The following is a 25,101-nucleotide window of genomic DNA, read 5'->3' on the forward strand; positions in this document are numbered from 1 at the left end:
CGCCGGCCGTCGTTCTTCACATTTGCGTGGAGGAGGGTACCCGAGTCTGCTGGACGGCCGATCAGGAAGGCTTGCGCCGCGACCTAGACTTTCGGCGGATCTCCGCGGCCCGACGGCCGGTCGAGGGCTCGCCTTGCGGGGCGGCGATCGACTGCTATGCTTGGGATCAACGAGGGTGCTCAACAGCGGCCACGACTCGCCCGGGGCGTCGCTCCAGGCTGGAGGCGGCCCGAAGGACGGATTTGGTGGCCGAGCAGGTCGCGTCGCTCGGCGGCGCAGAACGAACGACCGGGCGGCCGACGGCGGTGGACGAGGCCGTCAGGCCGGCGACGCCAGTCTACGCCGCGCTCGATCTCGGCACGAACAACTGCCGCCTCCTGGTGGCGCGTCCCGACCGCGACGGCGGGTTTCGCGTGGTGGACAGCTTCTCGCGCATCGTGCGCCTCGGGGAGGGGCTCGCCCACACCGGCCGGCTCTGCGACGAGGCGATCACCCGCGCCGTCTCCGCGCTCGGCGTCTGCCGGGACAAGATGGCCGCCCGCGGGGTCTCCCGCGCCCGCCTGATCACGACCGAGGCCTGCCGCCAGGCGGACAACGGCGAGACGTTCCTGAAGCGGGTGCGCGACGAGACCGGGCTCGATCTCGAGATCATCGACCGGGCGACCGAGGCGCGCCTCGCGGCGGCCGGCTGCGCCTCGCTCGCGGACCCCGCCGCCGGCGGCGTCATCCTGTTCGACATCGGCGGCGGCTCGTCCGAGGTGGTCTGGCTCGAGCGCAAGCGCGGCGGCGGGCCCGGCGCTTTGGCGATGCGGGCCTGGGTGTCGCTGCCGGTGGGCGTCGTCACGCTGGCCGAGCGCTACGGCGGCGTGAAGGTTACGACGGAGGTGTTCGAAAACATGGTGGGCGAGGTCGGACGCTTGCTCGAGGCCTTCCCCGAGCGCGAGACGCTGGCGGCCTCGCTCAGCGACGTGCACCTGCTCGGCACCTCCGGCACCGTCACCACGATCGCCGGCGTGCATCTCGGCCTGCCGCGCTACGAGCGGCGGCTGGTCGACGGGCAATGGATGGCGTCGACCGACGTCACCCGCGTCGTCGAATCGCTGCGGGAGATGTCCTACGACCAGCGCTGCCAGAACCCCTGCATCGGGCCGGACCGCGCGGACCTCGTGCTCGCGGGCTGCGCGGTGCTGGAAGGCATCCGGCGCGCCTTCCCCGTGGCGCGGCTGCGCGTTGCCGATCGGGGCTTGAGAGAAGGAATCCTCGTGGAGCTGATGCGCGAAGACGGCGTCTGGCGCCGTCGCGGCTCTCGCCGGCGGGGACGCCGCGGATGAGCGTGGCGGGCAAGGGCGGCGGCAAGGGCGGCAAGAGCGGTTCGGGCAAAAGCGGGGCCGGTAAGACCGGAAGCGGCGCCAAGGGCGGGGCCGGCAAGGCGGGGCCCGGCGCCGGCGGCGGCGGCGCCCGCAGCATGGGGGTGCGCGTCCACACCGCGCGCAAGCGCAGCCACGCCTCCACCCTGTGGCTCGACCGCCAGCTGAACGACCCCTACGTCCAGGCGGCGAAGCGCGACGGCTACCGCTCCCGCGCGGCGTTCAAGCTGCTTGAGATCGACGACCGCCACCGCTTGCTGAAGCCGGGCCAGAAGATCGTCGATCTCGGCGCGGCGCCGGGCGGCTGGAGCCAGATCGCCGCGACCCGAATCGGCGCGGCCGAGGGGCGGGGCAAGATCGTCGCGATAGACCTGCTGGAGATGGAGCCGGTCCCGGGCGTCGACTTCATGGTGCTCGACTTCCTCGACGACGCCGCGCCGGAGATCTTGAAGGAGCGGCTCGGCGGCAAGGCCGACGTCGTCCTGTCCGACATGGCGGCGAACACCGTCGGCCACCAGCGCACAGATCACCTGCGGATCATCGGCCTCGTCGAAGCTGCGGCGGCCTTTGCGAGCGAAATCCTGGCCCCCGGCGGCGCCTTTCTCGCGAAGGTGTTCCAGGGCGGCACCGAGGGCGAGTTGCTGGCCGCGCTGAAGCGCGATTTCACCAAGGTGCAGCACGTCAAGCCGCCGGCGAGCCGCAAGGACTCGTCGGAGCTCTATGTCATGGCCACCGGTTTTCGCGGGCGAAGCCAGGCGGAGACGTCCACGGCGGAGGACTGAACGGCCCTCCGCCGCCGAGCTTTCCGGCCGTGCGGCTTACTTGACCGGCGCGCAGGCGACCCGGGCGCCCGCGCCGCCGATCGGCTGGGAGATGTGGTCGTCCTTCTCGGCGTGGATGATGAAGGCGCTGCCGTCGGCGTCCTTCAGTTCGTCGAGCTTGATCAGGCCGGTGAAGAGCGCGGCCTGGGCGGAGCCGTCCGACAGCACGATCAGGTTGGGCAGGTCGCCGGGCTCAGGTCCGTTCGGGTTGAGCAGGCCGTGCTTGCCCTCGGCGTGGCCGGCGTGGGAGCCGGACTTCTTGTATTCGCCGACGTCGGAGCAATCGGCGGTGGCGTGGAAGTGCATGCCGTGCTTTCCCGCGGTCAGGCTGCCGGCGGCGATCTCGACGTCCATCAGCACGCCCATCGGCGCGGCGGTCAGGCTGAGGTCGCCGATCTTCTTGCCGTCCTTGCCCTGGATCTCGTAGGTCTCGGCCTTCGGCGCCTCGGCCTTTGGCGTCTCCGGCGTCTGCGCGAGCGCGGCGAGCGGCGCGACGGCGAGCGCTCCGGCGAGCAGCATGGAGAGAGGACGGATCATCGGTGGCCTCCTGTCAGCGTAGAGCGTTACGGCGCCATGGTCGGCGCCCGTCTCGCACGGCCAATCCCCCGGGCGCCGCATTGGTTCCGTCCCGAGCGGCCCGCGGCGTTCCCAGAGGCGTGAGCCGGTGACGGCGTCTAGCCTGCCGCGGCGCGCGGCGACGCTCGGCGCCGCGTTCGAGTGCGCGGGCGAGGGCATCCACACCGGCGTCCGTTCCGAGGTGCGCGTCACGCCGGCCGCGGCCGGCCGGGGAATCGTCTTCCGCCGCGCCGTGGGATCGGGCGTCGCGGAGATTCCCGCGCTCTGGACCAACCGTCGCTCCCGGCCGCTGTGCACCGCGCTCCAGGTGGGCGAGGGGCCCCTGGTGCGCACCGTGGAGCATCTGCTCGCGGCGCTGACCGCGATGCGGATCGACGACGCCGTCGTGGAGATCGCGGGCGAGGAGCTGCCGATTTTCGACGGCAGCGCGGCGCCGTGGTGCGCGATGATCCGCACGGCGGGCCGCGTCGAGCACGACGCGCCCCGGCGCTACCTGCGGGTGCTGAAGCCGGTCGAACACGTCAACGGCATGCGGCGGCTCAGGATCGAGCCGGCCGACGCGCATCTGCTGTCCGTCCACATCGAGCTCAACCACTTCGGGCCGCTGGACTGGTCCGGGCCGGTGACGCCGGAGAGCTTCGAGGGCGAGCTCGCGCCGTCCCGCAGCTTCGGCCGGGTCACCTGGACGATCCCGGCGAAGATCCGCGGGCTCTGGCCGTTCGGCGAGCCGCTGCTGCGCGGCGCCACCACGAAGAACACCGCGGCGCTCTGGAAGAACACCGCGATCGGCGGCCTGCGCATGCCGGACGAACCGGTGCGCCACCGCGCGCTCGACCTCGTCGGCGACCTCGCGCTCGCGGGCCTCCCCCTGCTCGGGCGCGTGACGGCCGCGCACCCCGGCCACGAGCACAACTACGCGCTGCTCGCGGCGCTGATGAGCGACCCGACGGCCTGGGACGTGGCGACGCTCGACGAGGACGGGACGCCCCGGGCGTCGGCCTGAGCGTTCAGCCGCGGTCGCGCGCCGCGGAGACCGGATCGGGGGCGGGCGGGCGGTGGCCGGAGACCTCGTCGCCGGCGTCGCGCGACAGCCTGGCGAAGACGAGCGCCGCCGTCGCCGAGACGAGGCCGATCAGCAGGAAGGCCGCGGGGAAGTCGGCCGCCGCGAGCTCATGGCCGCCCCGCCAGGCCATCGCGCCTTCGAGCGCCATCGCGCCGGAGGTCACGCCGAAGGACAGCGACACCTGCTGCGCGACGCTCGTCAGGCTGGTGGCCCGGCTCATGCGCGCCTGGTCGATGTCGGCGTAGCCCAGCGCGTTGACTCCGGTGAACTCCAGCGACCGGAAGAAGCCGCCGACCAGCAGCGCGGCGAGCATCACCAGCGTCGGGGTCGTCGGCGTGAACAGCGCGGGCGCTGTCATGAAGGTCGCCGCGATGAGCGCGTTCGCGGTCAGCGTCGCCCGGAAGCCGAAGCGCTGCAGGATCGGCTTCGCCGCGAACTTCATGAACAGCGCGCCGAGCGCCGAGGCGAAGGTCAGGAGTCCGGATTCGAACGCGGTGAGGCCGAAGCCGATCTGCAGCATCAGCGGCAGCAGGAAGGGCGCGGCGCCGATGCCGATGCGGAACAGCGAACCTCCGAGGATCGCGATCCGGAAGGTAGGGATGCGGAACAGCTCGAGGTCGAGGATCGGGTGTTCGGCACGCCGAGCGTGGACCACGTAAGCCGTCAGCGAAGCGCAGCCGGCGAGAAAGATCGCGACCACCAGCGGCTTCGGCAGCACGTCGAGGCCGAGCGTGGTCGAGCCGGTCACGAAGGCGGCGAGCCCGAAGCCCGACAGCGCGAAGCCGAGCGCGTCGAACGGCGTGCGCTCCTCCGCCTTCATGTCCGGGATGTAGAGCGTGGCGAGCACCAGGCCGATCGCGGCGATCGGGAGGTTGATCCAGAAGATCCAGCGCCAAGAGAAATAGGTCGTGATGAAGCCGCCGACGGGCGGGCCGACGACCGGGCCGATCAGGGCCGGGATGGTCAGCCACGCGAGCGAGCCGACGAGCTCGGACTTTGGAACGGTGCGCAGAATCACCAGCCGTCCGACCGGCACCATCATCGCGCCGCCGAGCCCCTGCACGATCCGCGAGCTCACGATCTCGGCCATCGAACTCGACAGCCCGGCCAGCGCCGAGCCGAGCGCGAACACCGCGATGGCCGTCCGGAACACGAGCCGAGCGCCCAGCCGATCCGCCAGCCAGCCCGAGACCGGGATGAACACCGCGAGGCTCAGCAGGTAGGAGGTCAGCGCGAGCTTCAGGTCGATCGGGCTCTCGTTCAGTTCGCGCGCGATCACGGGCAGCGCGGTCGCAAGCACCGTCGAGTCGAGGTTCTCCATGAACAGCGCGCAGGCCACGATCAGGGGCACGAGGATGCGGCTGGGAATGGCGGCGGGGGCGCGGGGCTGCATGGGATCGCTCTGGAAGCGGCCGCCGGGCGGCGACCGCGCGCCCTTGAAGCGCGAAGCGATCAAACGTTCAACCCGTCCGCGCGTCGGGTCTGCCGCGCGCGCCCCTCGCCCCGCGACGCTCCGCCCTGCGCCGCCGTCATTTGCGCGCGGCATGCGTCGTGCTAAACGTCCGCGCCACTTCCCCCAACCCGCGTCCTTACGGACGCGACGCAGCGGGGCCGGGCGCCGACGGACGGCTCCCGGGCGCTTCGGCGCACACGAGGAGGTTTGGCATGGCGCGCATCGAAGACGTACTCGCCCGTGAGGCGCTCACCTTCGACGACGTGCTGTTGCGCCCGGGCCTTTCTGAGGTCATGCCCGGCGAGGTCGATCTCCGCTCGCGCGTCACCAAGACCATCAGCCTGAACATCCCGATCATGTCCTCCGCCATGGACACGGTGACCGAGGCGCGGCTCGCCATCGCCATGGCCCAGGCCGGCGGCATCGGCGTGATCCACCGCAACCTCGAGCCCGAGGAGCAGGCGGCCCACGTCCGCCAGGTGAAGAAGTTCGAGAGCGGCATGGTCGTGAACCCGGTCACGATCGCCCCCACTGCGACGCTCGCCGACGCGTTCGAGCTGATGGCCCGCAACGGCATCTCCGGCATCCCGGTCGTCGAAGGCTCCGGCCGGTCCGGCAAGCTGGTCGGCATCCTGACGAACCGCGACGTGCGCTTCGCCACCAACCTGCGCCAGCCGATCTCCGAGCTGATGACGAAGGAGAACCTCGTCACGGTGCGCGACGAGGTCAGCCAGGACGAAGCCAAGCGCCTGCTGCATCACCACCGCATCGAGAAGCTGCTGGTTGTCGACGACGCCTACCACTGCGTCGGGCTGATCACGGTGAAGGACATCGAGAAGGCGGTCGCGAACCCCAATTCCAACAAGGACGAGCACGGGCGCCTGCGCGTGGCCGCGGCGACCACCGTCGGCGACAAGGGCTTCGCCCGGTCCGAGGCGCTGATCGACGCCGGCGTCGACCTCGTCGTGGTCGACACCGCCCACGGCCACTCCCAGCACGTCCTGAACGCGGTCGCGCGCATCAAGCGGCTGTCGAACCATGTCCAGGTGGTCGCGGGCAACGTCGCGACCGGCGAGGCCACCAAAGCGCTGATCGACGCCGGCGCGGACGCGATCAAGGTCGGCATCGGGCCGGGCTCGATCTGCACCACCCGCATCGTCGCCGGCGTCGGCGTGCCGCAGCTCACCGCGATCATGGAGTCGGTCGAGGCGGCGAAGGCCGCCGACGTGCCGGTGATCGCCGACGGCGGCATCAAGTACTCGGGCGACCTCGCCAAGGCGATCGCCGCCGGCGCCGACGTCGCCATGGTCGGCTCGCTGCTGGCCGGCACCGACGAGGCGCCCGGCGAGGTGTTCCTCTGGCAGGGCCGCTCCTACAAGTCCTACCGCGGCATGGGCTCGGTCGGCGCGATGGCCCAGGGCTCCGCCGACCGCTACTTTCAGGCCGAGGTGAACGACCGCCTGAAGCTGGTGCCGGAGGGCATCGAGGGCCAGGTGCCGTACAAGGGCCCGGTCGGCGCCGTGCTGCACCAGCTCGCCGGCGGTCTGCGCGCCGCCATGGGCTACGTCGGCGCCGCCACCGTCCCGGACCTGCACGAGAAGGCCCAGTTCGTCCGCATCTCCGGCGCCTCGCTCCGCGAGAGCCACGTCCACGACGTGACCATCACCCGCGAAAGCCCGAACTACCCCAGCATGGTGTAGTCTCAGGTCGTCCAAAGCTGACCGGAGACGTGGGGATGGCTGACATCACGATCACGAACGTCGACGACGCGGCCGTCCAGAAGATGCTGGAGCATGCGGCGCGGACGGATCGAACGCTTGATGCGGTCGCGCGGGACGTTCTGCTGAAGGCGTTGCACGCTGCGCCTTCCGAACGCGTGGCGGCGGCCGATCGCGTGCGGGCGATGACGCCAGCGGCGCTCCGCACCGACGCCACCGAGATGGTGCGCGAGGATCGCGACAGGCGATGAGCCTCGTCGACGCGAGCGTCGTGGTCAAATGGTATGTCGACGAAGTCCGAAGCGCGGAGGCGAGGCGTCTTTTGGCTGCCGACGATTTGCTAGCCGCCCCCGCGCATGTCGAAGCCGAGGTTGGTCAGGTGCTTCGCCGACGTGTCCAGTCTCACGAAATATCCATCGCGCAAGCGCTCGCCGCCGTGGAGCTCTTGCAAGACACCCTCGTTTTGATCCCGATTTCCGGGCTGATGCCGGCGGCGATCGAAATGGCCTGCGGAGCTGGGGTTTCCGTCTACGATTCGCTTTATGTCGCCGCCGCGCTGGCGTGGGGGGCGCCGCTTGCGACCGACGACGGCAAGCTGATCGCTTCGATTGAGCGATCGCCCTTCGGGGGCCGCGTCGCCTTTCATCCGCTAAACGCCTTCGGGTGACGCATCCATGACCATCCAAGCCATCCTCGCGCCCCTGTTCGCGCAGGCGCTCCTCACCTTTGGGCTTCTGCTCTGGATGGCGCAGACGCGGTTCGCGGCCGCGCGGGCCGGGCAGGTGACGCCCTCCAAGGGCTCCCCGCGCACCTTCGGCTGGCCGGAAAAGGCGCAGAAGGTCGCGGACAGCTATCACAACCAGCTCGAGCTGCCGGTCTTCTTCTACATCCTCGTCATCCTCGCCCTGATCACGAAGGAAGCCGACCTTCTGTTCGTCGCGATGTCCTGGGTCTTCGTCGTCTCGCGCTACGCGCACGCCTACGTCCACACCGGCCGGAACGCGCTGATGACGCGCTTCCGCTGCTACCTCGTCGGCGCGCTCGTCCTGCTCGCCATGTGGGCGATCTTCGCCATCCGCATTCTGGCTTCCTGACCATGACCCCCGCCGCCCACGCCGCCGCCGCGATCGACGTCCTCGCCGACATCGAGACGCGCCATCGCCCCGTCGCCTCCGCGCTGAAGGACTGGGGCTCGGCCCACCGCTTCGCGGGCTCCGGCGACCGGGCGCGCATCGCGAGCCTCGTCTACGACGCGCTGCGCCGCCGCTCGTCGCTCGCCTGGCGCATGGGGGCGGAGACGCCGCGGGCGCTGATTCTCGGCGCGCTCGCCTTCGTGCGTCAGACGTCTGTCGACGACCTCGCCGCGGCCTTCGCGGCGAGCCCCCACGCGCCGGAGCCGCCGACCGACGCCGAGCGCGCCGCGATCGCCGCCGCGACGCTCGACGGCGCGCCGGCCCATGTGCGCGGCGACTATCCCGAGTGGCTCGACGCCGGCTTCGCCCGCACCTTCGGCGACGAGCGGGCGGAGGAGGGGGCGGCCCTGGCCGAGCGCGCCCCGCTCGACCTCCGCGTCAACGCCATCAAGGGCGATCGGGACAAGGCGGAACGCGCGCTTGCGCACTGGAAGGCCGCGCCGACGCCGCTGTCGCCCTTCGGCCTGCGCGTGCCGCTGACCGACGACGGCCGCGGCCCGCCGGTGCAGTCGGAGCCCGCGCACCTGAAGGGCCTTGTGGAGGTTCAGGATGAGGGCTCGCAGCTCGCGGCGCTGGTCGCGGGCGCGGCGCCGGGCATGCAGGTGGTCGATTTCTGCGCCGGCGCCGGCGGCAAGACGCTCGCGCTGGCCGCGACCATGGACAACCGCGGCCAGGTCTACGCCCACGACAACGACGTCCGCCGCCTCAAGCCCCTGCACGAACGGGCGGAGCGGGCGGGCGTCCGCAACATGCAGGTGCGCGCTCCGCGCGGCGACGCGGACGTGCTGGCCGACCTAGCCGGCCGCGCCGACCTCGTGCTGGTCGACGCGCCCTGCACCGGCGCCGGCACCTGGCGCCGCAATCCGGACGCCAAGTGGCGGCTGAAGCCCGCGGCGCTCGAGGCGCGAGTGGCCGAGCAGGACGCCGTGCTGGCCGCCGCCGCGGCGCTGGTGAAGCCGGGCGGCCGCCTCGTCTACGTCACCTGTTCGGTGCTGGCGGAAGAAAACGAGGACCGGCTCGCAGCCTTTCGGGCGCGGTTTCCCGCGTTCCGTCCGGTCCCCGCCGTCGAGGCCGCGGTCTCGGCCGGACTGCCGGCGCTCGGGGCGTTCGCGACCGCCGGCGGCGACGCCCTGCTGCTCGGTCCCCGGCGTTCCGGCACCGACGGCTTTTTCGTCGCCGTGCTGACGCGGGGTTGACCGGTTTACGCGTCGATCCATCTCCGCTAGATGACGCCGGCCGCGGCTGGCCGTCAGCAGGGGCAGGTGGAGACCATGCGGACTATGAGCAACGTGCTGAAGATCTTCGCCCTGCTGATCCTCGCGGCGGGCGGATATTTCGCGTGGTACGCCGCTTACGCGCCGAACCCCAACGACCAGATCGGCGTCGCCCTCACGCGCTGGATGCCGGCGCCCATCCGCGAGTGGGGCTGCGGCAAGCTCAACGAGCGGTTCCCGAACCAGGCGCCGACGGAATGCAGCGCCGCGGCGCAGAGCACGTCGATCTGACGAGCTGCGCGTAAATTTCGCGGGCGGCATTCCGCCTGCGCCGTTGCCGCCGTTGAGGCGGCGATGTAGTCAAGCGCATGATCGCAGACCCCTCCCACGACCGCATCCTCATCATCGACTTCGGGTCGCAGGTGACGCAGCTCATCGCGCGCCGCGTGCGCGAGACCGGCGTCTATTGCGAGATCGTCCCGTTCAACACCGCCGCCGAGGTCTTCCCGACCTTCGGCGCCAAGGGCGTGATCCTGTCCGGCGGCCCGGCGTCGGTAGCCGACATGGGCACGCCGCGCGCGCCGCAGGCGGTGTTCGAAAGCGGACTGCCGGTGCTCGGCATCTGCTACGGGCAGATGACCATGGCGGAGCAGCTCGGCGGCGTCGTCGAGAGCGGGCACCATCGTGAGTTCGGGCGCGCCGATCTCAACGTGGTTGCGCCGTCCAAGCTCTTCACCGGCGTCTGGGAGGCCGAGAGCCGCAACCAGGTGTGGATGAGCCACGGCGACCGCATCACGCAGATGCCGCAGGGCTTCCGGATCGTGGGCGTGTCGGAGAACGCCCCGTTCGCGGCGATCGCGGACGAATCCCGGCACTACTACGGCCTGATGTTCCACCCCGAGGTGGTCCATACGCCCGAGGGCGGCAAGCTGCTTGCGAACTTCGTGCGCGACATCTGCGGCTGCGTCGGCGACTGGTCGATGGCGGCCTATCGCGAGGAGGCGATCGCCAAGATCCGCGAGCAGGTCGGGGACGGCCGTGTGATCTGCGGCCTCTCCGGCGGCGTCGACTCCGCCGTCGCGGCCGTCCTGATCCATGAGGCGATCGGCGACCAGCTCACCTGCGTGTTCGTCGACCACGGCCTGATGCGCAAGGCCGAGGCGGAGGAGGTCGTGAACCTGTTCCGCGGGCACTACAACATCCCGCTCGTGCATGTGGACGCCGGCGACACCTTCCTGTCGGCGCTCGAGGGCGAGCACGACCCCGAGACCAAGCGCAAGACCATCGGCCGGCTGTTCGTCGAGGTGTTCGAGGCGGAGGCCAAGAAGATCGGCGGCGCCGAGTTCCTGGCCCAGGGCACGCTCTATCCCGACGTCATCGAGAGCGTCTCGTTCTCCGGCGGCCCGTCCGTCACGATCAAGTCGCACCACAATGTCGGCGGGCTGCCCGAGCGCATGAACATGCAGCTCGTCGAGCCGCTGCGCGAGCTGTTCAAGGACGAGGTCCGCGCGCTCGGGAGGGAGCTCGGCCTGCCCGACGCCTTCGTCGGCCGCCACCCATTCCCAGGCCCGGGCCTCGCCATCCGCTGCCCCGGCGACATCACCCGCGAGAAGCTCGACATCCTGCGCGAGGCCGACGCGATCTATCTCGACGAGATCCGCAAGGCGGGGCTCTACGACAAGATCTGGCAGGCCTTCGCGGTGCTGCTGCCGGTGAAGACCGTCGGCGTGATGGGCGACGGCCGCACCTACGAATACGTGTTGGCGCTGCGGGCGGTGACCTCCGTCGACGGCATGACGGCGGACTTCTACCCTTACGACATGAACTTCCTCGGCCGCGCCGCGACCCGGATCATCAACGAGGTCCGCGGCGTCAACCGCGTCGTCTACGACGTCACCTCGAAGCCGCCCGGCACGATCGAGTGGGAGTGACGCCGGACGGCGAAACGCCAAGCGGCTCAAGCGTCTTCCGGAACCACATCGCCGCGGCGTGCGTTCACGCAGTGGTGAGGGGTTAGAAGGGCCGAGCGTTCCAGCGGCGGCCCCGCTCAGGGAGGTGCTCCGCTATGCTTTGGACCATTATCGCGGTTCTCTTCGTTCTCTGGATCCTCGGCTTCGGCGTGTTCCATGTCGCCGGCGGTCTGATCCATCTTCTGCTCGTCGTCGCAGCCGTCGTTCTGGTGCTGCAGCTGATCAACGGGCGCCGCACGATCTGACGGGCGGTCGCAGGGCCGTCCCTGTCGAAAGGGAAGGCCATGACGATGGCGGTCACGCTCTACGGCATCAAGGCCTGTGACACGATGAAAAAGGCGCGCGCTTGGCTTGAGGCCGAGGGCGCGCCTTTTCACTTTCACGACTACAAGACCGCCGGCGCTCCGCGCGCGAAACTCGAAGCCTGGGCGGCGGAGGTCGGCTGGGAGACGCTGCTCAACCGGGCCGGCACGACGTTCCGCGGGCTGCCGGACGCGGACAAGCAGGGGCTCGACGAGACCAGGGCCCTCGCGCTGATGGAGGCGAAGCCCTCGCTCATCAAGCGGCCGGTGCTCGAGGGCGCGGGCAGGCTGCTGGTGGGCTTCAAGCCCGAGACCTACGCCGCGGCGCTCAAGCGCTGACCGGCAGCTCCGACACGTCGACCCAGTCGGCGTCGACGATCTCCGCCATGCGCTCCGGCGCGATGGCGAGCGAGCTCCGCGGCGAGCCAGCGGCGGGGATCACGGTTCCATAAGCCTTCAGCGACACGTCGCAGTAGACCGGCAGCGGCGTGGCGAGCCCGAACGGGCAGACGCCCCCGACGGGGTGGCCTGTCAACGCCGCGACCTCCTCGACCCCCAGCATCCGCGGCTTCCCGCCGAACGCCGCCTTGGCCTTCTTGTTGTCGAGCCGCGCGTCGCCGCGGGTCACGACCAGAAGCACGCGCTCGCCGACCCGGAGCGACAGGGTCTTCGCGATCTGCCCTGGCGCGCAGCCGTGCGCGGCGGCCGCCTTCGGCACGGTCGCCGTGCTGACGTCGTGCTCGACGACGGCGATGTCGGGCGCATGCTCGGCGATGAACGCGCGGACGCTGTCGAGGCTCACGGGGCGACGCTCCGGGTGACGGGGAGGGGCGACCCTAGCCGATCCGCCACGTCGCGCCACCCGTCAGCGGACGATGACCACCCTTGCGTTCCCCAGCCCGCGGGCGCGCACCATCGCATAGAAGATCGCCGCGTTCTTCGGGTGCAGGCGGACGCAGCCGTGGCTTGCAGGCCGTCCGAGCGAGCGCACGTAGCCGGTCGCATGAATAGCGTAGCCGCCGTAGAAGAACACCGAGTGCGGCATCGGGGACATGTCGTACTTGCGCGAGCGCCACATCCGCTCGGTCCGGATCGGCCGCCAGCTGCCGATTGGGGTGACGAAGCCGCGACGGGCGGTCGAGACCGGCCAGGAATAGGCGAGCGCGCCGTCGACGGTCACGTCGATCCGCTGCTGCGAGAGGCTGACCCGGGCGACCACAGAGGCCTGCGCCGGCGCGCACATGAAAGCAGCCGCGACGGCGACCGCGGCGAACAACGTCCTGACCATGACAGCCCACCCCGAAAATGCGCCGCAACCTGCGGTTCTGAGACTGTGGCGTAAATGAGGCGACCTGTCGAATCGGGTCGGTAGCGTCGGGCGGCTGACGCCGGTAGGTTCGACCCGTTCCAAACAGGTGGGCGGCGATGGCGATTCTGGTGCTCGGGTTGGCGCTCTTTCTTGGAACGCATCTTTTCACGCGGGCGCGGGGGCCGCGCGCCGCCCTCATCGCCCGGCTCGGCGAGACCGGCTACAAGGGCCTCTACTCCCTGGCGTCCGCCGTGGGGCTCGCGGCGATCATCTACGGCTACGGCCATGCGCCCTTCGTCGCGCTCTGGACCCCGCCGGGCTGGACGCGCCACATCCCGATCACGCTGATGTGGCCGGCGTTCGTTCTGCTGGTCGCGGCCTATCTGCCGGGCAAGATCCGGGCGCGCGCCAAGCATCCCATGCTTGCAGCCGTGAAGCTCTGGGCCTTCTCCCATCTCTGCGCCAACGGCGACCTCGCCAGCGTTCTGCTGTTCGGCGGCTTCCTCGCCTACGGCGTGATCGACCGCATCCTGCTGAAGCGCCACGAACGCGCGCATGGCGCCCCGGCGCGCCCGGGGTCGTGGCAGAACGACGTGTTGGCCTTGGCGCTTGGCACGGTGCTCTACGCGCTGTTCGGGGCCTTCCTCCACGCCATCCTGATCGGCGTGCCCGCTTTCAACCTGTAGGGGCCGCCGCGCAAAGCGTTTGCCGCCGCGAGGGCGCGCCGCTATGGTGCGCGCCGCGCCGGGGGCGGCTTCGCCCCGCGGCCGCGCGTGCGTTTCCAAGACGTCAGGATTGCGTAAGGCCAGATGACCGACATTTTCCATGAGGTCCAGGACGACCTCCGCCGCGAGCGCATGAAGGCGCTGTGGGATCGGTTCGGATGGCTGGTCGTCTCCGTCGCGGTGCTGATTGTCGTCGGCGTCGGCGGGTGGCGCGGCTACGAGTATTACCAGGGCCAGCAAGCCCAGGCCGCCGGAGACCGTTACCAGGCGGCGAGCCGGCTTGCGGCCGACGGCAAGACCGACGAGGCGCGCGCCGCCTTCGCGAGCCTCGCGGCCGAAGGCCCGAAGGGGTATCAGGCTCTCGCCCGGTTGCGCGAGGCCGATGTCGCGACGATGAAGGATCCGGCCGGCGCCCTCAAGATCTATGAAGGCGTGGCGAACGACGGTGGGGTCGATTCGCTGCTGCGCGACGCCGCGCGTGTGCGCGGCGCCTACATCGCCGTCGATCACGCCGCAGCCGCCGACGTGCGCCGGCTGGTCGAGCCGCTTGCGGTCGACGCCAGCCCGTGGCGCCATACCGCGCGCGAACTGATCGGGCTCGCGGCCTACAAGGCGAACGACGCCGTTGAGGCCCGCCGCCAGTTCGAGGCGATCGTGGCCGACGCCGAGGCGCCGGCCGGCGCGCGGCAGCGCGCCGACCTGATGCTCGCTGTGCTGCCGCCGGCCCCGCCGGCGCCCGCTGCCAAGGCTGCCAAGTAAAGTTCGTCGAGTGATGCTCCGGCCGGGGGACCACCGCCGGCCCGTTCAAGGGGGATGCCGCTTCCGTGACCGACCGTTCGAAACTCCTTCTGCGCCTGGCCGTCGTGGCGGCGCTCGCCGGCTCCGCCGCCGGTTGCGACACGCTCTCCAACATGAACCCCTTCGGCGAGAAGAAGACCCCGCTGGCCGGCGAGCGTCGCCCCGTTCCCCAGGTCGCGCCGAACCCGCCGGACACCGTGCCGCAGCCGCTGTCGGCGCTGCCGCTGACCCCCGTCGCCTCGCTCGCCTGACCGCCTGACGGCCGCCTCTCGGCCGCCGGCGCGGATCAGGCGCCGGATCTGGGGTCTCCACCCAAGAAGGCCGCCGTCACGTGACATATGCTTCATCGCCCCTGCGTCCCCTGCCGGTCGTCGCCGTCGTCGGGCGGCCGAACGTCGGCAAGTCCACGCTGTTCAACCGGCTCGTCGGCAAGCGCCTCGCGCTCGTCGACGACCGGCCGGGGGTCACGCGCGATCGTCGCGAGGGCGAAGGCCGCCTCGGCGACCTGACGTTCCGCATCGTCGACACCGCGGGCCTTGAGAACGCCGCGGAGGGGTCGCTCGAGGCGCGCATGCGGGCGCAGACCGAAGCGGCGATCGCGGAAGCCGACATCATCTTGTTCATGGTGGACGCCCGCGCCGGCGTGACCGCGGACGACGAACGTTTCGCCGACGTCGTCCGCCGCGCCATGCGCCCCGTCATCTTGCTCGCCAACAAGGCCGAAGGCCGGGCGGGCGTGGACGGCGCTTACGACTCCTACCGCCTCGGTCTCGGCGACCCGCTGCCGGTCTCGGCCGAACACGCGGAGGGCCTCGGCGACCTCTACGACGCGCTCGCGGCCTTGATGCCGGAGCCTGACGACGAGGACGAGGAGGCGGAAGGCGAGGGCGCGCCGCTGCGCATCGCCATCGTCGGCCGCCCCAACGCCGGCAAGTCCACGCTGGTGAACCGCCTCGTCGGCTCCGAACGCATGCTGACCGGCCCGGAGGCCGGCATCACCCGCGACTCGGTCTCGATCGACTGGGAGTGGCGCGGCCGCCGCGTACGGCTGGTCGACACCGCGGGCCTGCGCCGGAAGGCTCGGGTGATCGACAAGCTCGAGAAGCTCTCGGTCGCGGACGCGATCCGCTCGATCAAGTTCGCCGAGGTCGTCGTCGTGCTGCTCGACGCCACGATCCCGTTCGAGAAGCAGGACCTGTCGATCGCCGACCTCGTCACGCGCGAGGGACGGGCGCTCGTCATCGGCCTGAACAAGTGGGACCTCGTCGAGAACCGCAACGAGCAGCTGAAGGCCCATGGCGAGTCGCTCGAGCGCCTGCTGCCGCAGGTGAAGGGCGTGCCGCTCGTGCCGCTCGCGGGCCAGACCGGCGAGGGCGTGGACCGGCTGATGACGGCGATCATCAAGACTCACGAAGTCTGGAACCGTCGCGTCTCGACCGCCGCGCTCAACCGCTGGCTCGAAGAGGTGCTCGAACGGCATCCGCCGCCCGCGGTCGCCGGCAAGCGCATCAAGCTGCGCTACGCCACCCAGCCCAAGGCGCGGCCGCCGTACTTCGTCATCTTCGGCACCCGCACGGAAGAGCTGCCGGACTCTTACGTCCGCTACCTCACCAACGGCCTGCGGGAGACCTTCGACCTGCCGGGCGTGCCGATCCGCGTGACGTTCCGCCAGCCGGACAATCCGTACGACAAGAAGTGAGCCGTCGGTGTCGAAGCGTACGCGTTCGGAACAGTTTCAGCGCGCGCTGCGGCCGATAACGGAGTTCGTCGAGCGGCGCCGCGTGGCGGCGCCGTCACGGGCCAGCGTCGATCGTCCGGGTCTTCGCGCTGCGGCGTTCGGCTTCTCCACCTACAACATCGGCGACGACGTCCAGTCCTACGCCGCGCTCGCCCGCCTGCCGCGGCTTGACGCGCTGATCGCGCGCGACCGCATGGCGATCGAGGCGCTCGACGGTCCTCATCTCGCGATCTTCAATTCGTGGTTCAAGCAGGGGCAGGACTACCGCCTGCCGCATCGCTCCATCGAGCCGGAGCTGTTCGGGTTCGCCCTGGGCGCGGACAAGCTGCTCGCGAGCGCGTGGGGGGCTTGGCTCGCGGCGCGGGGGCCCGTGGGGGCGCGGGACGCGGACAGCGTCGGGCTGCTGCGATCCGCCGGCGTCGCCGCGGACTGGGCCGGCTGCCTCACCCTGTTCATCGGAAAGGGGCTCGCGCCGGTTCCGGCGTCGGCGCGGCGGGGCGTGCTGATCGTCGACCTGCCGCAGGAGGCGATCGACGCCCACGTGCCGGCGGAGGTGCGCGACGGCGCCGAGATCATCAGCAACTTCCTTCCCGCCTTGACCCAACCCGATCCGTTGATGCGGTTCGCAACGCTGGCGCGTCTGCTCGAACGGCTGCGGACGGCGGAGCTCGTCATCACCCGCCGGCTGCACATCGCGTTGCCCTGCGTGGGCTTCGGAACGCCGGTCGTGGCGCTGCCGCACAGCGGCATCAGCAACGCCCGCCGCCGATTTTCCGGCTTCGACGGCTTCCTGCCGACGGTGTTCCTCGATGACGCGCCGGGGCTGGCCGCGTTCGACTGGTCGGCTCTCGGACCGTCACGCATTCCGGCCTCGCTCGCGCAGTCCGAAGACGCCTTGGAGGACCGCCTCGCCGCGCGTTTCGGCGCGAGGGCGCCGGCTCTGGTCGCGCCGCTCTACGACGGCGCGCCGTTGACGCTCCGCAACCCCGGGCTCGGCGCGGAGCCTATGACGGTGACGCTCTCCATGCGCGGCCTGCGCCGCGACTGCCGTCCGACGTGGTGGTCGACCGAGAGGATCGAGCTGGACTTGCCGTGGTTCTCCGGCGTCGAACGCTTCATGCTCGACGTGTCGGTGACGGCGCGGCGAACCCGCACCTCGACGCGGGTCGGCGCGCTTCCGGACCTGCTCCTGCGCTGAGCGCGTCCTAGCCGATCGGCGCAGTGGTCAGATCAGGCCGGCGTCGCGGTAGAGCGCTGTGACCCGGTCGCGCTCCTTTTCCAGGAACGCGGCGTAGGCTTCGCGCTTCAGGTGCAGCGGCAGCCAATGGCGGCGCCCGAGGGCTTCGGCCCAGGTCGAGGTCTCCATCAGCAGGGCGACCGCTTCGGCGATCTGGCCGACGAGGCTTGGATCCATGGTGTTCGGGGCGCCCAGGCCGCGCCAGTCCATCAGCTCCAGGTCGACGCCGCCGTCCCGGAAGGTCGGCGCGTCGAAGCCGTCGACGCGGGCGCCCGCCGAAATCGCGAGCGCGCGCACCGAGCCGCCCTTGAGCTGCTGGGCGTAGGCCGGAACCCCGCCCGCGACCGCGGCGATCGCGCCGGTCATCAGCGCGCGGAACATCTCGCCGGGCTCGTCGATCGCGATGTAGCGCAGCGCCTTCGGGTCGAGCTGGTAGGCGCGCGCGAGCGACAGGCAGAGCATGTGGCTCGCGCTGCCGAGCTCCCGGCCGGCAAGCAAAACCTGCGACGGATCGCTGCGCAGCTTGGCCGCCAGGTCGCCGAGCGTCTGCAGCGGCGATCGCTCGGGCACCAGCAGCACGAGGTGCTCGCCGCAGATCCGCTGCACGGGGACGGTGTCGTCGAGCGTGAGCGCGCGCTTGGCGAGGATGCTGGCCCCGAGCGTGCCGAGGCTGGTGGCCAGCAGCAGGGGCTTGGTCTTGGGCGCGTTGACGAAACGCTCGAGCCCGGTGAAGCCGCCCTGGCCCGGCGCGTTGGTGACCGCGGCGGTGACGGCGCCGCTCATCTGGTTCAGGCCCTCGGCCAGCGCGCGCGCGACCTGGTCTAGACTGTCGCCGAGCGCGGCCGGGGCGATGATCTCGAGGTTGAGCGCCGCGTGGGCCGGGCGGGGCAGCGCGCCCGCCGCAAGGAGCCCCGCGATGGCGCGGCAGGCCGTGCGGCGATCTGGAGCGAGCATGGGGAGGCCTTGGTGCGCATGCGGCCCGCGCGACAGCGCGGGAGGGGCTCTGGTTCTCGCGCCCCGACGCTTCGCGTCAAGGGCGCGCGGCCGGGGTCAGTCCATCCGGGCCTGGATCTCGCGGCCGAGCGTGAAGGCCAGCTGCTCCAGGATCACCGGGCTCTCGCAGACATAGGTCAGGGCCTGCGAGCGCTCGTCGTAGATCCGGGTGTCCCAGTCGCGCGCCTGCTCCTTCTGCTGGAACTCGGGCGAGTTCTGCGTCGCCATGTCCTTGCGCTCGGAGGCGAGCTTGAGGCTCTCCTGCTTGATCTTCTCCGAGAGCGTGCGCTGCTTGCGGGCGTAGCGCTCGATGCCGGTCAGGATGGCGGAGCGCGTCGTGTTGAGCTCCTCGAAGGCGCCGGCGAACAGCAAAGTCAGCTTGGCGTTCTTCTCCGCCCCCGCGTCCTTCGCGAACTTGTCGATCGCCGCCGCGGCCTCCTCTGGCTTGGTGCGGCGGGCGACGATGACCGGCACGAGGTCGGCCACGGCCTCGTCCTGCCGCCAGGTCTCGAGCGCCTGCTCGAGCGGGGCGCCGCTCCACATCTGGCCGTAGCTCAGCGCGCCGACCTTCGGCTGGATGCACGGCCAGTCCGGATCGGCGGCGGCGCGGCGGTCGCCGCCGGGCTGAGCGGCGCGCGGAGTCGGCGCGGGCAGCGGCGTCTTGGGGCCGTCGGCCGCCGCGGGGGCGGCGGAGGGGGCCTGCGCCCCTTGCGCGAAGGCCTGCGGGGCGAGGCTCGCGCCTGCGAGCAGCGCCGCGAGCGCCGCGAGCGTCGCGGCGGTCAGGCGGCGAAGCGGAGTGGTCATCGGTCGTCTCCCGAAGCGTCCGGCGGTTCGGCGAGCGCGCGACGCGCCCTCTCCGCCGTCTCGTTCTGTGCGGAACTTAAGCGCGAAACCGCGCGCCGCCAGCCTCATTTGGCCGCATCCGGCCCGCCGCGGCGGCCGGTCAGCCCGGCGGAGGGGTCGTAGGCGTAGATCGCGGCGAGCAGGCAGGCCGCGCCGAACCCTGAGACGACCGCGAGCGAGGTCGACTCGACCTGCCCGTAGAGCGCGAAGCGGATCAGCTCGACCGCGTGGGTGAAGGGATTGTAGCTGCAGATGTGCCAGAGCAGCACGTTCGCCTGCTGGATCCGCCACAGCGGATAGAGCGCGGAGGAGGCGAAGAACATCGGGAATATCACGAAGTTCATCACGCTCGCGAAGTTCTCGAGCTGCTTGAAGATCGACGACATCGCGAGCCCCATCGCGCCGAGCATCAGCCCGCTCAGGATCAGCGCCGGCAGCACGGTGAGGTAGCCCCACAGGCTGTCCGGCTGCACCTCCCAGAAGTAGGCGACGGCGAGGAACGCATAGGCCTGCAGCAGCGAGACCGCCACGCCGGCGACGAGCTTGGACACCAGCAGGAACCAGCGCGGGTAGGGGCTCACCAGCAGGATGCGCATGGCGCCGACCTCGCGGTCGTAGACCATGGAGAGCGACGACTGCAGCCCGTTAAACAGCTGGATCATCGCGATCAGCCCGGGCGCGATGTAGACCTCGTAAAGCACGTAGGTCTCGTAGGGCGGGATGATCGACACGCCCAACGTGGCGCGAAAGCCGGCCGCGAAGATGAACAGCCACACTAGCGGCCGCACCAGCGCCGAGAGGAAACGGCCGCGCTGGTGGACGAAGCGCAGGCTCTCGCGCCAGACGATGCCGCCCATGCAGACGAGGTAGCCGCCGAAGGTCACGTCTCGTGCGGGCAGAGGTTCGCTCAAAGCGGCGGGGGCGCGGTCGACGAGGCTCATGCCGCTGCGTCCGTCTTGTGTGCGGCGGCCTTGTCCCGCCGGTCGGTTTCGGCCACGGCGGCCATGAAGGCGGTCCCGACGTCCTCGCTGCCGCCTCGGGCGCGCAGGTCGTCGACCCGGCCCTCAAGCAGCACGCGGCCCTTGTGCAGCACCACGACCCGGTCCGCGGCCTCGATCTCGTCCACGAGATGGGTCGCCCACAGCACGCCGATGCCGTCGTCGTCGATCAGGCGTCGCACCTCGTCGAGGATCGCCCGCCGCGAGCCGATGTCGAGGCCGACCGTGGGCTCGTCGAGCAGCAGCAGGCCTGGCCCGTGCAGCAGCGCGCGCGCGATCTCGACCCGGCGCATCTGGCCGCCGGAGAGCGCCCGGACCTTCTCCTTCGCGCGCGCCGCGAGCCCCACCCGCTCGAGAACGGCGAGGCTGCGTCGTCGGGCCTCCGACCGGCCGATGCCGTGCAGCGCCGCGTGGTAGAGCAGGTTCTGCAGGACGCTCAGCTCCAGATCGAGCGTGCGCGACTGGAACACGACGCCGAGCCGCGACAGCGCGCGGGTCGGCTGCTGGCGAACGTCATGGCCCAGCACCGCGATCGCGCCGCTGCGGTTCTCGTAGAGCCGAGTGATGAGCGAGAACAGCGTGGTCTTGCCCGCGCCGTTCAGCCCCAGCAGGGCGGTGAAGACGCCGGAGGGCGCGGTGAGGCTGACGTCGTCCAGCGCCTTTTTCGCGCCGAAGGCGTGGGTGACCCCGGAGACGCGCAGCGCCTCCGCGCGCGTCTCGACTGCGATTTTGCTCATGCCGTATCCGCTTAGCCGTTCGGGTGTTCAGGCCGTCGGTCCGGCGGGCTCGTGGCCCGCGGGCTGGCGGAGGTTATGGCGCCCGGCTCTCGCAGGAAAACCGGGCGAAGGGATGATAGGTCTCGAGGACGCCGCCGCCTGCCTCGTGCGCTCGCCCAGCAGGCGGTCGAACTTTGCAGGAACAAGGTGCGTGCTTCGAGACGCCGACCTGCGGTCGGCTCCTCAGCATGAGGAGGGTCTTGCTTCTGAAATCCCCAACCTCCTTATGCTGAGGAGCCCGCCTTTCGGCGGGCGTCTCGAAGCACGCACTCCCTTCGCCGCCGCGCCTCAGGGAACCGCGACGGCGCCCCAGGGCGAACGGCCGACGGTGACCGACTTCGACACCTTGTCCGACGCCACGTCGACGATCGAGATGTCGTTGGAGTTCCCGTTGGTCGTGTAGAGCCGCGATTCGTCGGGCGAGAAGGCGAGCTGCCACACGCGCTGGCCGACCAGCAGGTACTTCTTGACCGCGAAGGTCTCCGTGTCGACCACCGCGACGCGGTTGGCGGGTCCAAGCGCGACGAAGGCGGTCTTGCCGTCCTTCGTGATCTTGACGCCCACCGGCTGGATCGCCTCGGCGGTCACGCCGGGGATCTCGAAAGTGATCTTCTTCAGGATCTGGTGCGTCCCGGGGTCGATCACCGAGACGGTGCCGCCCACCTCGGCCGAGACCCAGACCTGCTTGTTGTCGGACCGGAATTCGGCGACGCGCGGCCGGCTGTCGACCACGACGTTCTCGACGATCTGGTTGGTCGCCGTGTCGATGAAGTGGGCCATGCTGGTCGTTTCGGACGTGTTCACCAGCACCTTGCCGTCGGGGCTGATCCCCATGCCCTCCGGCTCCACGCCCACGGGCACCTCGGCGAGCTTCTGGCCCGTGTTCACGTCGACGATCGTGACCATGTTGTCGTCTTCGTTGGCGATGTAGAGCGGGTTGCCCGAGGGGTGCAGCACGAACAGCTCCGGGTCGGGTCCGGAGGGCAGGGTCTTCACCAGCTTGTGGGTCGCGCTGTCGTAGACCTCGACGCGGTTGTCGTCGCTCGTGCAGACGTAGATCAGCTTCCCGTCCGGGCTTGCGGTGATGCCGCGCGGCCGGCGGCCGGTCTTGATCGTCTCCACCACCTTCAGCGTCGCGCCGTCGACCACCGACATGGTGTGGTCGCGCTCGTTGCTGACGAAGATCTTCTCGGCCGACGCCGGGCCTGCGAAGGCGAGAAGGGCCGCGGCGGCGGCGCCGGCGGACAGGAGCCGGGCGGTTCGGGAAGGCCTGCGGGGCGGCGCGTCGGTCGTCATGAGGTCTCTCCGGGAGAGGGCGCGCGGTCCGTGCGGCCTGCGCTTCGTGTTCTGGGGCGTTTCGATCGGTGATCGATCAGGGCTTGGGCATGCGGCAGGTCGTTTCCGGCCGGTCGTAGCCCATGGTGTCGAGCAGGTTGGTCTGGTGCAGGAAGCCCTCCTGCGGCGAAACCGAGACGAGAGCCGCCGGCTGGGCCAGCAGAATGGGCTGCCGCAGCTGGTTGTCCCAGTCGCGGTAGCTGAAGGACTGCCCCTTGAAGCCGGCGAGTTCGAAGGTCGGCCCGAAGATGAACTCGCGGAGCTTCTTCGGATCGTTGGTCTTGGTGCGGGTCGCGGATTCGCCGATGGTGCGCATGGCGAGCCACATCTGGAAATCGAGCGGGCGCATCACGCGCTTCGACTGTTTGTAGAACCGGTTCTGCAGCTGCGAGGCGCCCCAGTTCTCGAGCGTCGCGTGCCAGGTGGTCGGCGTCAGGCCGGCCGTGCCCGCGGTCGGCCGCGGGTCCCAGGTGCGCCAGCCGATCAACTCGCCGAACTCGCCCAGTTCGTCGGCGATCATCGCCACGTCGTAGGCGACGTTCTGCGTGAACACCGGCACGTCGTTCTGCGCGCTCACGCGGGCGTCGGGTCCGAAGTTCCAGGTCCGCTCCTCGACGATCTTGGCGCCGAACTTCTTCGCGGAGCGCCGGATGTCGGCCGCGTACTTCCGGTCCTCCTCGCGACGTCCGGTAAGGAGCAGCCAGTTGTTCCAGCGCTTCCAGACGAGGTACTGAGCGAGGGCGTCGGTCAGCATCGCGCGGTTCGGCGCGGTGTGGAGCACGTTCGACCGGCAGTCCTTGCCCCGAAGCTCGTCGTCCTGCGCGCCGGCGTTGAACAGGATGACGTCCCTGTCCTTGACCGCGTCGGACATCTTGAGAAGCTGATCCGCCGGCACCGCGAGCACGATGAAGGTCGCGCCTTGGTCCAGCAGCCGGTTGAACGCCGGCATCGGGTCCTCGCCGAACGGGACGAGTTCCTCGACGAGCTGAAAGTCCTGCTTCAGGAAGCGGCCGGTGGTATTGTTGTCGACGATCCCGAGACGCGCGCCCGCGATGCCGTCGTCCTCGGGGGGAAGCGTCGCGATCGTGTCCCACCACGGCGGCGGTGTTGGAAACTGCCGAAGCACGCCAAACTTGAAGGGCATGGGCGCGACGGCGGGTTTCGCGGCGGGGGCGGGGGCTGAGGGGGCCGGCGTCGCGGCGGGAGCCTGGGCGGAGGCGGAGGGCGCGACGAGGCTCAGCCCGAGCGCGACGACCAGCGCGCGCGCAGCGACGCTCCGCCGGCGGGCGACCGCGGCCTTCGACAGGACCATGCACGAACCTCCCTGCGGGCGGTTGATCCGCCGCTTCGTTAGACCGACCGTCTCGCGACGCGATACGCGTTCAGCGCCTGAGCTAGATCGCAACCGGGAACAATTCCACCTGTCCATCCGTAGGAACGCAATATATAAGAAAATAATAAGCTATGACGTTTGCTTGATTAACCTGCATGAGGTTGCAACTCTATCCTAAGCTCCAATACCCAGCGTCGACCGGCTCTGTCGTAATCCGGCGAATGCTGAACAAACAGAACAGCGCCGCCGAAGCGGCGGCATAGGGAAACCAACAATGCGATTCGTGTCCTCGACGGCCCCGGCCGTCGCCTGCGCAGGGGTCGCGGCGTGACGAACGGCCACATGTCTGCGCTCACCCGGCGTGGCGCCTTGCTCGGCGCCGGCGCTCTCGGCGTCGCGCTCGGAGCAGGGCTCGGTTCCGCCCGAGCCGCCCGGCCGCTGCGTCTCGCCACCTTGAAGTTTGGCACCGTCAACTGGCTGCTCGACACGGTCGCCGCCGAAGGGCTCGACGTCCGCGAGGGCGTGACGCTGCAGCGGACCCAACTTGCCTCCACCCAGGCGCTCACCGTGGCGCTGCAGGCGAACGACGCCGACCTCGTGGTCAGCGACTGGACCTGGGCGATGCGCCGGCGCACGGACGGCGAGAGGGTGCAGTTCGCGCCCTATTCCAGCGCTCTGGGGGCGCTCGTCGTCGGCAAGGACTCCAAGATCAACGCGCTCGCCGATCTGAAGGGCAAGAAGCTCGGCGTCGCCGGCGGCCCGCTCGACAAGAGCTGGCTGCTGCTGCGGGCCCGCGCCCACGACCTCGTCGGCGGCGACATCGCCACCATGCTGGAGCCGGTGTTCGGCGCGCCGCCTCTGCTGTCCGAACAGCTGCGGCTCGGCCGCATCGACGCCGTGCTGACCTACTGGCAGTTCGCCGCCCGGCTCGACGCGGAGGGGTTCCGCAAGCTGACGGACGTCACCCAACTGATGGGCGAGCTCGGGGTCACGCCGCCGCCGCCGCTCGTCGGCTTCGTCTGGCGCGAGGAGCTGGCGAACACCGAACCCAAGGCGCTCTCCGCCTTCTTCCGCGCGGTGGACGCCGCGAACCAGATCCTGAAGTCCTCGGACGCCGCCTGGGACCGGCTGAAGCCCGCCATGCAGGTGAGCTCGGACGCCGAGTTCACGCGCCTGCGGGAGTACTTCCGCGCCGGCGTGCCCGGCCCCTGGACCGAGGCGCAGCTCGCCTCGTCGAAGAAGCTCTACGAACTGCTGGCGGATCTCGGCGGCGCGGACGTGGTCGGCGCCAATCCGCGCTTCGACCCCGCGCTGTTCTGGTCGCCGAAAGCGTAAGGGG

Annotated in this window: 28 protein-coding genes; 18 read left to right on the forward strand and 10 right to left on the reverse strand. The window is 70.5% G+C overall.

The window, feature by feature from the left end:
* Positions 1–305: 305 nt before the first annotated feature.
* Together K244_RS0104605 and K244_RS0104610 are read left to right on the forward strand one after the other, a co-directional pair.
* Positions 306–1,331, forward strand: a complete 1,026-nt coding sequence (locus tag K244_RS0104605) for a Ppx/GppA phosphatase family protein (protein WP_036306234.1) — start codon at positions 306–308, stop codon at positions 1,329–1,331.
* A complete protein-coding gene (locus K244_RS0104610) occupies positions 1,328–2,149 on the forward strand; it encodes an RlmE family RNA methyltransferase (RefSeq protein WP_020185076.1) in 822 nt (273 codons plus the stop codon). Before K244_RS0104605 ends, K244_RS0104610 begins: the two co-directional genes overlap by 4 nt.
* A gap of 36 nt (positions 2,150–2,185) precedes the next feature.
* Here the strand turns inward: K244_RS0104610 and K244_RS0104615 are convergent, their stop codons facing one another.
* Entirely contained in the window at positions 2,186–2,725 is a 540-nt protein-coding gene (locus K244_RS0104615; protein ID WP_020185077.1) for a superoxide dismutase family protein, read from the reverse strand.
* Between the two features lie 127 nt (positions 2,726–2,852).
* On the opposite strand from K244_RS0104615, the gene K244_RS0104620 reads away from it, so the two are divergent.
* On the forward strand, positions 2,853–3,767 hold the full coding sequence (locus K244_RS0104620; RefSeq protein WP_020185078.1) for a UDP-3-O-acyl-N-acetylglucosamine deacetylase: 915 nt from the start codon (positions 2,853–2,855) through the stop codon (positions 3,765–3,767).
* 4 nt (positions 3,768–3,771) lie between these two features.
* On the opposite strand, the gene K244_RS0104625 is transcribed toward K244_RS0104620, so the two are convergent.
* On the reverse strand, positions 3,772–5,220 hold the full coding sequence (locus tag K244_RS0104625; protein WP_036306240.1) for a DHA2 family efflux MFS transporter permease subunit: 1,449 nt from the start codon (positions 5,218–5,220) through the stop codon (positions 3,772–3,774).
* Between the two features lie 272 nt (positions 5,221–5,492).
* Here K244_RS0104625 and guaB point away from each other — a divergent pair, with 272 nt between their 5' ends.
* The 9 genes from guaB (at position 5,493) to K244_RS0104670 (ending at position 12,016) form a co-directional block, all read left to right on the forward strand.
* Positions 5,493–6,980, forward strand: a complete 1,488-nt coding sequence (gene guaB, locus K244_RS0104630) for an IMP dehydrogenase (RefSeq protein ID WP_020185080.1) — start codon at positions 5,493–5,495, stop codon at positions 6,978–6,980.
* A gap of 35 nt (positions 6,981–7,015) precedes the next feature.
* Complete coding sequence (locus tag K244_RS0104635; RefSeq protein ID WP_020185081.1) at positions 7,016–7,249, forward strand: hypothetical protein; 234 nt, start codon at positions 7,016–7,018, stop codon at positions 7,247–7,249.
* Positions 7,246–7,665 carry a type II toxin-antitoxin system VapC family toxin gene (locus K244_RS0104640; protein WP_020185082.1) on the forward strand — a complete coding sequence of 140 codons (420 nt, stop codon included), beginning with the start codon at positions 7,246–7,248 and terminating at the stop codon, positions 7,663–7,665. The genes K244_RS0104635 and K244_RS0104640 overlap by 4 nt, the downstream gene beginning before the upstream one ends.
* Before the next feature lie 7 nt (positions 7,666–7,672).
* Positions 7,673–8,092: an MAPEG family protein gene (locus K244_RS0104645; protein ID WP_020185083.1), complete on the forward strand. Its 420-nt coding sequence runs from the start codon at positions 7,673–7,675 to the stop codon at positions 8,090–8,092.
* 2 nt (positions 8,093–8,094) lie between these two features.
* A complete protein-coding gene (locus tag K244_RS0104650) occupies positions 8,095–9,387 on the forward strand; it encodes an RsmB/NOP family class I SAM-dependent RNA methyltransferase (protein WP_020185084.1) in 1,293 nt (430 codons plus the stop codon).
* An 84-nt stretch (positions 9,388–9,471) separates the two neighbouring features.
* Positions 9,472–9,696 carry a hypothetical protein gene (locus K244_RS21480; RefSeq protein ID WP_020185085.1) on the forward strand — a complete coding sequence of 75 codons (225 nt, stop codon included), beginning with the start codon at positions 9,472–9,474 and terminating at the stop codon, positions 9,694–9,696.
* Between the two features lie 77 nt (positions 9,697–9,773).
* A complete protein-coding gene (guaA, locus tag K244_RS21485) occupies positions 9,774–11,336 on the forward strand; it encodes a glutamine-hydrolyzing GMP synthase (RefSeq protein ID WP_020185086.1) in 1,563 nt (520 codons plus the stop codon).
* 134 nt (positions 11,337–11,470) lie between these two features.
* Positions 11,471–11,620 (forward strand): lmo0937 family membrane protein, encoded by a 150-nt coding sequence (locus K244_RS23495; RefSeq protein ID WP_020185087.1) that lies wholly within the window; start codon positions 11,471–11,473, stop codon positions 11,618–11,620.
* Positions 11,621–11,665: 45 nt separating this feature from the next.
* The gene (locus tag K244_RS0104670) at positions 11,666–12,016 is read left to right on the forward strand and encodes an arsenate reductase (RefSeq protein ID WP_024816311.1); all 351 of its coding nucleotides are present in this window, start codon (positions 11,666–11,668) and stop codon (positions 12,014–12,016) included.
* On the opposite strand, the gene K244_RS0104675 is transcribed toward K244_RS0104670, so the two are convergent.
* Entirely contained in the window at positions 12,006–12,479 is a 474-nt protein-coding gene (locus K244_RS0104675) for a YbaK/EbsC family protein (protein ID WP_020185089.1), read from the reverse strand. The two genes, K244_RS0104670 and K244_RS0104675, sit on opposite strands and share 11 nt — an antisense overlap.
* Positions 12,480–12,542: 63 nt before the next feature.
* Entirely contained in the window at positions 12,543–12,965 is a 423-nt protein-coding gene (locus K244_RS0104680) for a L,D-transpeptidase (RefSeq protein WP_020185090.1), read from the reverse strand.
* 137 nt (positions 12,966–13,102) lie between these two features.
* On the opposite strand from K244_RS0104680, the gene K244_RS0104685 reads away from it, so the two are divergent.
* The 5 genes from K244_RS0104685 (at position 13,103) to K244_RS0104705 (ending at position 17,445) form a co-directional block, all read left to right on the forward strand.
* Positions 13,103–13,672, forward strand: a complete 570-nt coding sequence (locus K244_RS0104685; protein ID WP_020185091.1) for an NnrU family protein — start codon at positions 13,103–13,105, stop codon at positions 13,670–13,672.
* A gap of 123 nt (positions 13,673–13,795) precedes the next feature.
* Positions 13,796–14,470: a tetratricopeptide repeat protein gene (locus K244_RS0104690; RefSeq protein ID WP_020185092.1), complete on the forward strand. Its 675-nt coding sequence runs from the start codon at positions 13,796–13,798 to the stop codon at positions 14,468–14,470.
* A gap of 65 nt (positions 14,471–14,535) precedes the next feature.
* Positions 14,536–14,760, forward strand: coding sequence for a hypothetical protein (locus tag K244_RS0104695; protein ID WP_020185093.1), 225 nt, complete (start codon positions 14,536–14,538; stop codon positions 14,758–14,760).
* A gap of 80 nt (positions 14,761–14,840) precedes the next feature.
* Positions 14,841–16,208 (forward strand): ribosome biogenesis GTPase Der, encoded by a 1,368-nt coding sequence (der, locus tag K244_RS0104700; RefSeq protein WP_020185094.1) that lies wholly within the window; start codon positions 14,841–14,843, stop codon positions 16,206–16,208.
* 7 nt (positions 16,209–16,215) lie between these two features.
* The gene (locus K244_RS0104705) at positions 16,216–17,445 is read left to right on the forward strand and encodes a polysaccharide pyruvyl transferase family protein (RefSeq protein ID WP_020185095.1); all 1,230 of its coding nucleotides are present in this window, start codon (positions 16,216–16,218) and stop codon (positions 17,443–17,445) included.
* A gap of 27 nt (positions 17,446–17,472) precedes the next feature.
* Here K244_RS0104705 and K244_RS0104710 read toward each other — a convergent pair whose 3' ends face one another.
* The 6 genes from K244_RS0104710 to K244_RS0104735 all read right to left on the reverse strand — a co-directional run bounded on the left by K244_RS0104710 (position 17,473) and on the right by K244_RS0104735 (position 23,741).
* Positions 17,473–18,438 (reverse strand): tripartite tricarboxylate transporter substrate-binding protein, encoded by a 966-nt coding sequence (locus K244_RS0104710; protein ID WP_020185096.1) that lies wholly within the window; start codon positions 18,436–18,438, stop codon positions 17,473–17,475.
* 96 nt (positions 18,439–18,534) lie between these two features.
* Positions 18,535–19,281: a hypothetical protein gene (locus K244_RS21490; protein WP_020185097.1), complete on the reverse strand. Its 747-nt coding sequence runs from the start codon at positions 19,279–19,281 to the stop codon at positions 18,535–18,537.
* Between the two features lie 104 nt (positions 19,282–19,385).
* Positions 19,386–20,177, reverse strand: coding sequence for an ABC transporter permease (locus K244_RS0104720; protein ID WP_036306245.1), 792 nt, complete (start codon positions 20,175–20,177; stop codon positions 19,386–19,388).
* Positions 20,178–20,257: 80 nt separating this feature from the next.
* Positions 20,258–21,055 (reverse strand): ABC transporter ATP-binding protein, encoded by a 798-nt coding sequence (locus K244_RS0104725; RefSeq protein ID WP_020185099.1) that lies wholly within the window; start codon positions 21,053–21,055, stop codon positions 20,258–20,260.
* 327 nt (positions 21,056–21,382) lie between these two features.
* Positions 21,383–22,390, reverse strand: a complete 1,008-nt coding sequence (locus K244_RS0104730; RefSeq protein ID WP_020185100.1) for a PQQ-dependent catabolism-associated beta-propeller protein — start codon at positions 22,388–22,390, stop codon at positions 21,383–21,385.
* Between the two features lie 76 nt (positions 22,391–22,466).
* The gene (locus K244_RS0104735; RefSeq protein WP_020185101.1) at positions 22,467–23,741 is read right to left on the reverse strand and encodes an ABC transporter substrate-binding protein; all 1,275 of its coding nucleotides are present in this window, start codon (positions 23,739–23,741) and stop codon (positions 22,467–22,469) included.
* 363 nt (positions 23,742–24,104) lie between these two features.
* Here K244_RS0104735 and K244_RS0104740 point away from each other — a divergent pair, with 363 nt between their 5' ends.
* Entirely contained in the window at positions 24,105–25,097 is a 993-nt protein-coding gene (locus K244_RS0104740; RefSeq protein ID WP_020185102.1) for an ABC transporter substrate-binding protein, read from the forward strand.
* The last annotated feature ends 4 nt before the right edge of the window (positions 25,098–25,101 follow it).

This window comes from Methylopila sp. 73B (assembly GCF_000526315.1).
In the GTDB taxonomy this organism is placed as follows: domain Bacteria; phylum Pseudomonadota; class Alphaproteobacteria; order Rhizobiales; family Methylopilaceae; genus Methylopila.

Excerpts from the sequence above, each read along its gene's own strand:
- K244_RS0104610 (WP_020185076.1), top strand. The coding sequence starts at position 1,328 with ATGAGCGTGGCGGGCAAGGGCGGCGGCAAGGGCGGCAAGAGCGGTTCG.
- K244_RS0104615 (WP_020185077.1), bottom strand. The coding sequence starts at position 2,725 with ATGATCCGTCCTCTCTCCATGCTGCTCGCCGGAGCGCTCGCCGTCGCG.
- K244_RS0104625 (WP_036306240.1), bottom strand. The coding sequence starts at position 5,220 with ATGCAGCCCCGCGCCCCCGCCGCCATTCCCAGCCGCATCCTCGTGCCC.
- guaB (WP_020185080.1), top strand. The coding sequence starts at position 5,493 with ATGGCGCGCATCGAAGACGTACTCGCCCGTGAGGCGCTCACCTTCGAC.
- K244_RS0104635 (WP_020185081.1), top strand. The coding sequence starts at position 7,016 with ATGGCTGACATCACGATCACGAACGTCGACGACGCGGCCGTCCAGAAG.
- K244_RS0104640 (WP_020185082.1), top strand. The coding sequence starts at position 7,246 with ATGAGCCTCGTCGACGCGAGCGTCGTGGTCAAATGGTATGTCGACGAA.
- K244_RS0104645 (WP_020185083.1), top strand. The coding sequence starts at position 7,673 with ATGACCATCCAAGCCATCCTCGCGCCCCTGTTCGCGCAGGCGCTCCTC.
- K244_RS0104650 (WP_020185084.1), top strand. The coding sequence starts at position 8,095 with ATGACCCCCGCCGCCCACGCCGCCGCCGCGATCGACGTCCTCGCCGAC.
- K244_RS21480 (WP_020185085.1), top strand. The coding sequence starts at position 9,472 with ATGAGCAACGTGCTGAAGATCTTCGCCCTGCTGATCCTCGCGGCGGGC.
- guaA (WP_020185086.1), top strand. The coding sequence starts at position 9,774 with ATGATCGCAGACCCCTCCCACGACCGCATCCTCATCATCGACTTCGGG.
- K244_RS23495 (WP_020185087.1), top strand. The coding sequence starts at position 11,471 with ATGCTTTGGACCATTATCGCGGTTCTCTTCGTTCTCTGGATCCTCGGC.
- K244_RS0104670 (WP_024816311.1), top strand. The coding sequence starts at position 11,666 with ATGGCGGTCACGCTCTACGGCATCAAGGCCTGTGACACGATGAAAAAG.
- K244_RS0104680 (WP_020185090.1), bottom strand. The coding sequence starts at position 12,965 with ATGGTCAGGACGTTGTTCGCCGCGGTCGCCGTCGCGGCTGCTTTCATG.
- K244_RS0104685 (WP_020185091.1), top strand. The coding sequence starts at position 13,103 with ATGGCGATTCTGGTGCTCGGGTTGGCGCTCTTTCTTGGAACGCATCTT.
- K244_RS0104690 (WP_020185092.1), top strand. The coding sequence starts at position 13,796 with ATGACCGACATTTTCCATGAGGTCCAGGACGACCTCCGCCGCGAGCGC.
- K244_RS0104710 (WP_020185096.1), bottom strand. The coding sequence starts at position 18,438 with ATGCTCGCTCCAGATCGCCGCACGGCCTGCCGCGCCATCGCGGGGCTC.
- K244_RS21490 (WP_020185097.1), bottom strand. The coding sequence starts at position 19,281 with ATGACCACTCCGCTTCGCCGCCTGACCGCCGCGACGCTCGCGGCGCTC.
- K244_RS0104720 (WP_036306245.1), bottom strand. The coding sequence starts at position 20,177 with ATGGGCGGCATCGTCTGGCGCGAGAGCCTGCGCTTCGTCCACCAGCGC.
- K244_RS0104725 (WP_020185099.1), bottom strand. The coding sequence starts at position 21,055 with ATGAGCAAAATCGCAGTCGAGACGCGCGCGGAGGCGCTGCGCGTCTCC.
- K244_RS0104730 (WP_020185100.1), bottom strand. The coding sequence starts at position 22,390 with ATGACGACCGACGCGCCGCCCCGCAGGCCTTCCCGAACCGCCCGGCTC.
- K244_RS0104735 (WP_020185101.1), bottom strand. The coding sequence starts at position 23,741 with ATGGTCCTGTCGAAGGCCGCGGTCGCCCGCCGGCGGAGCGTCGCTGCG.
- K244_RS0104740 (WP_020185102.1), top strand. The coding sequence starts at position 24,105 with ATGTCTGCGCTCACCCGGCGTGGCGCCTTGCTCGGCGCCGGCGCTCTC.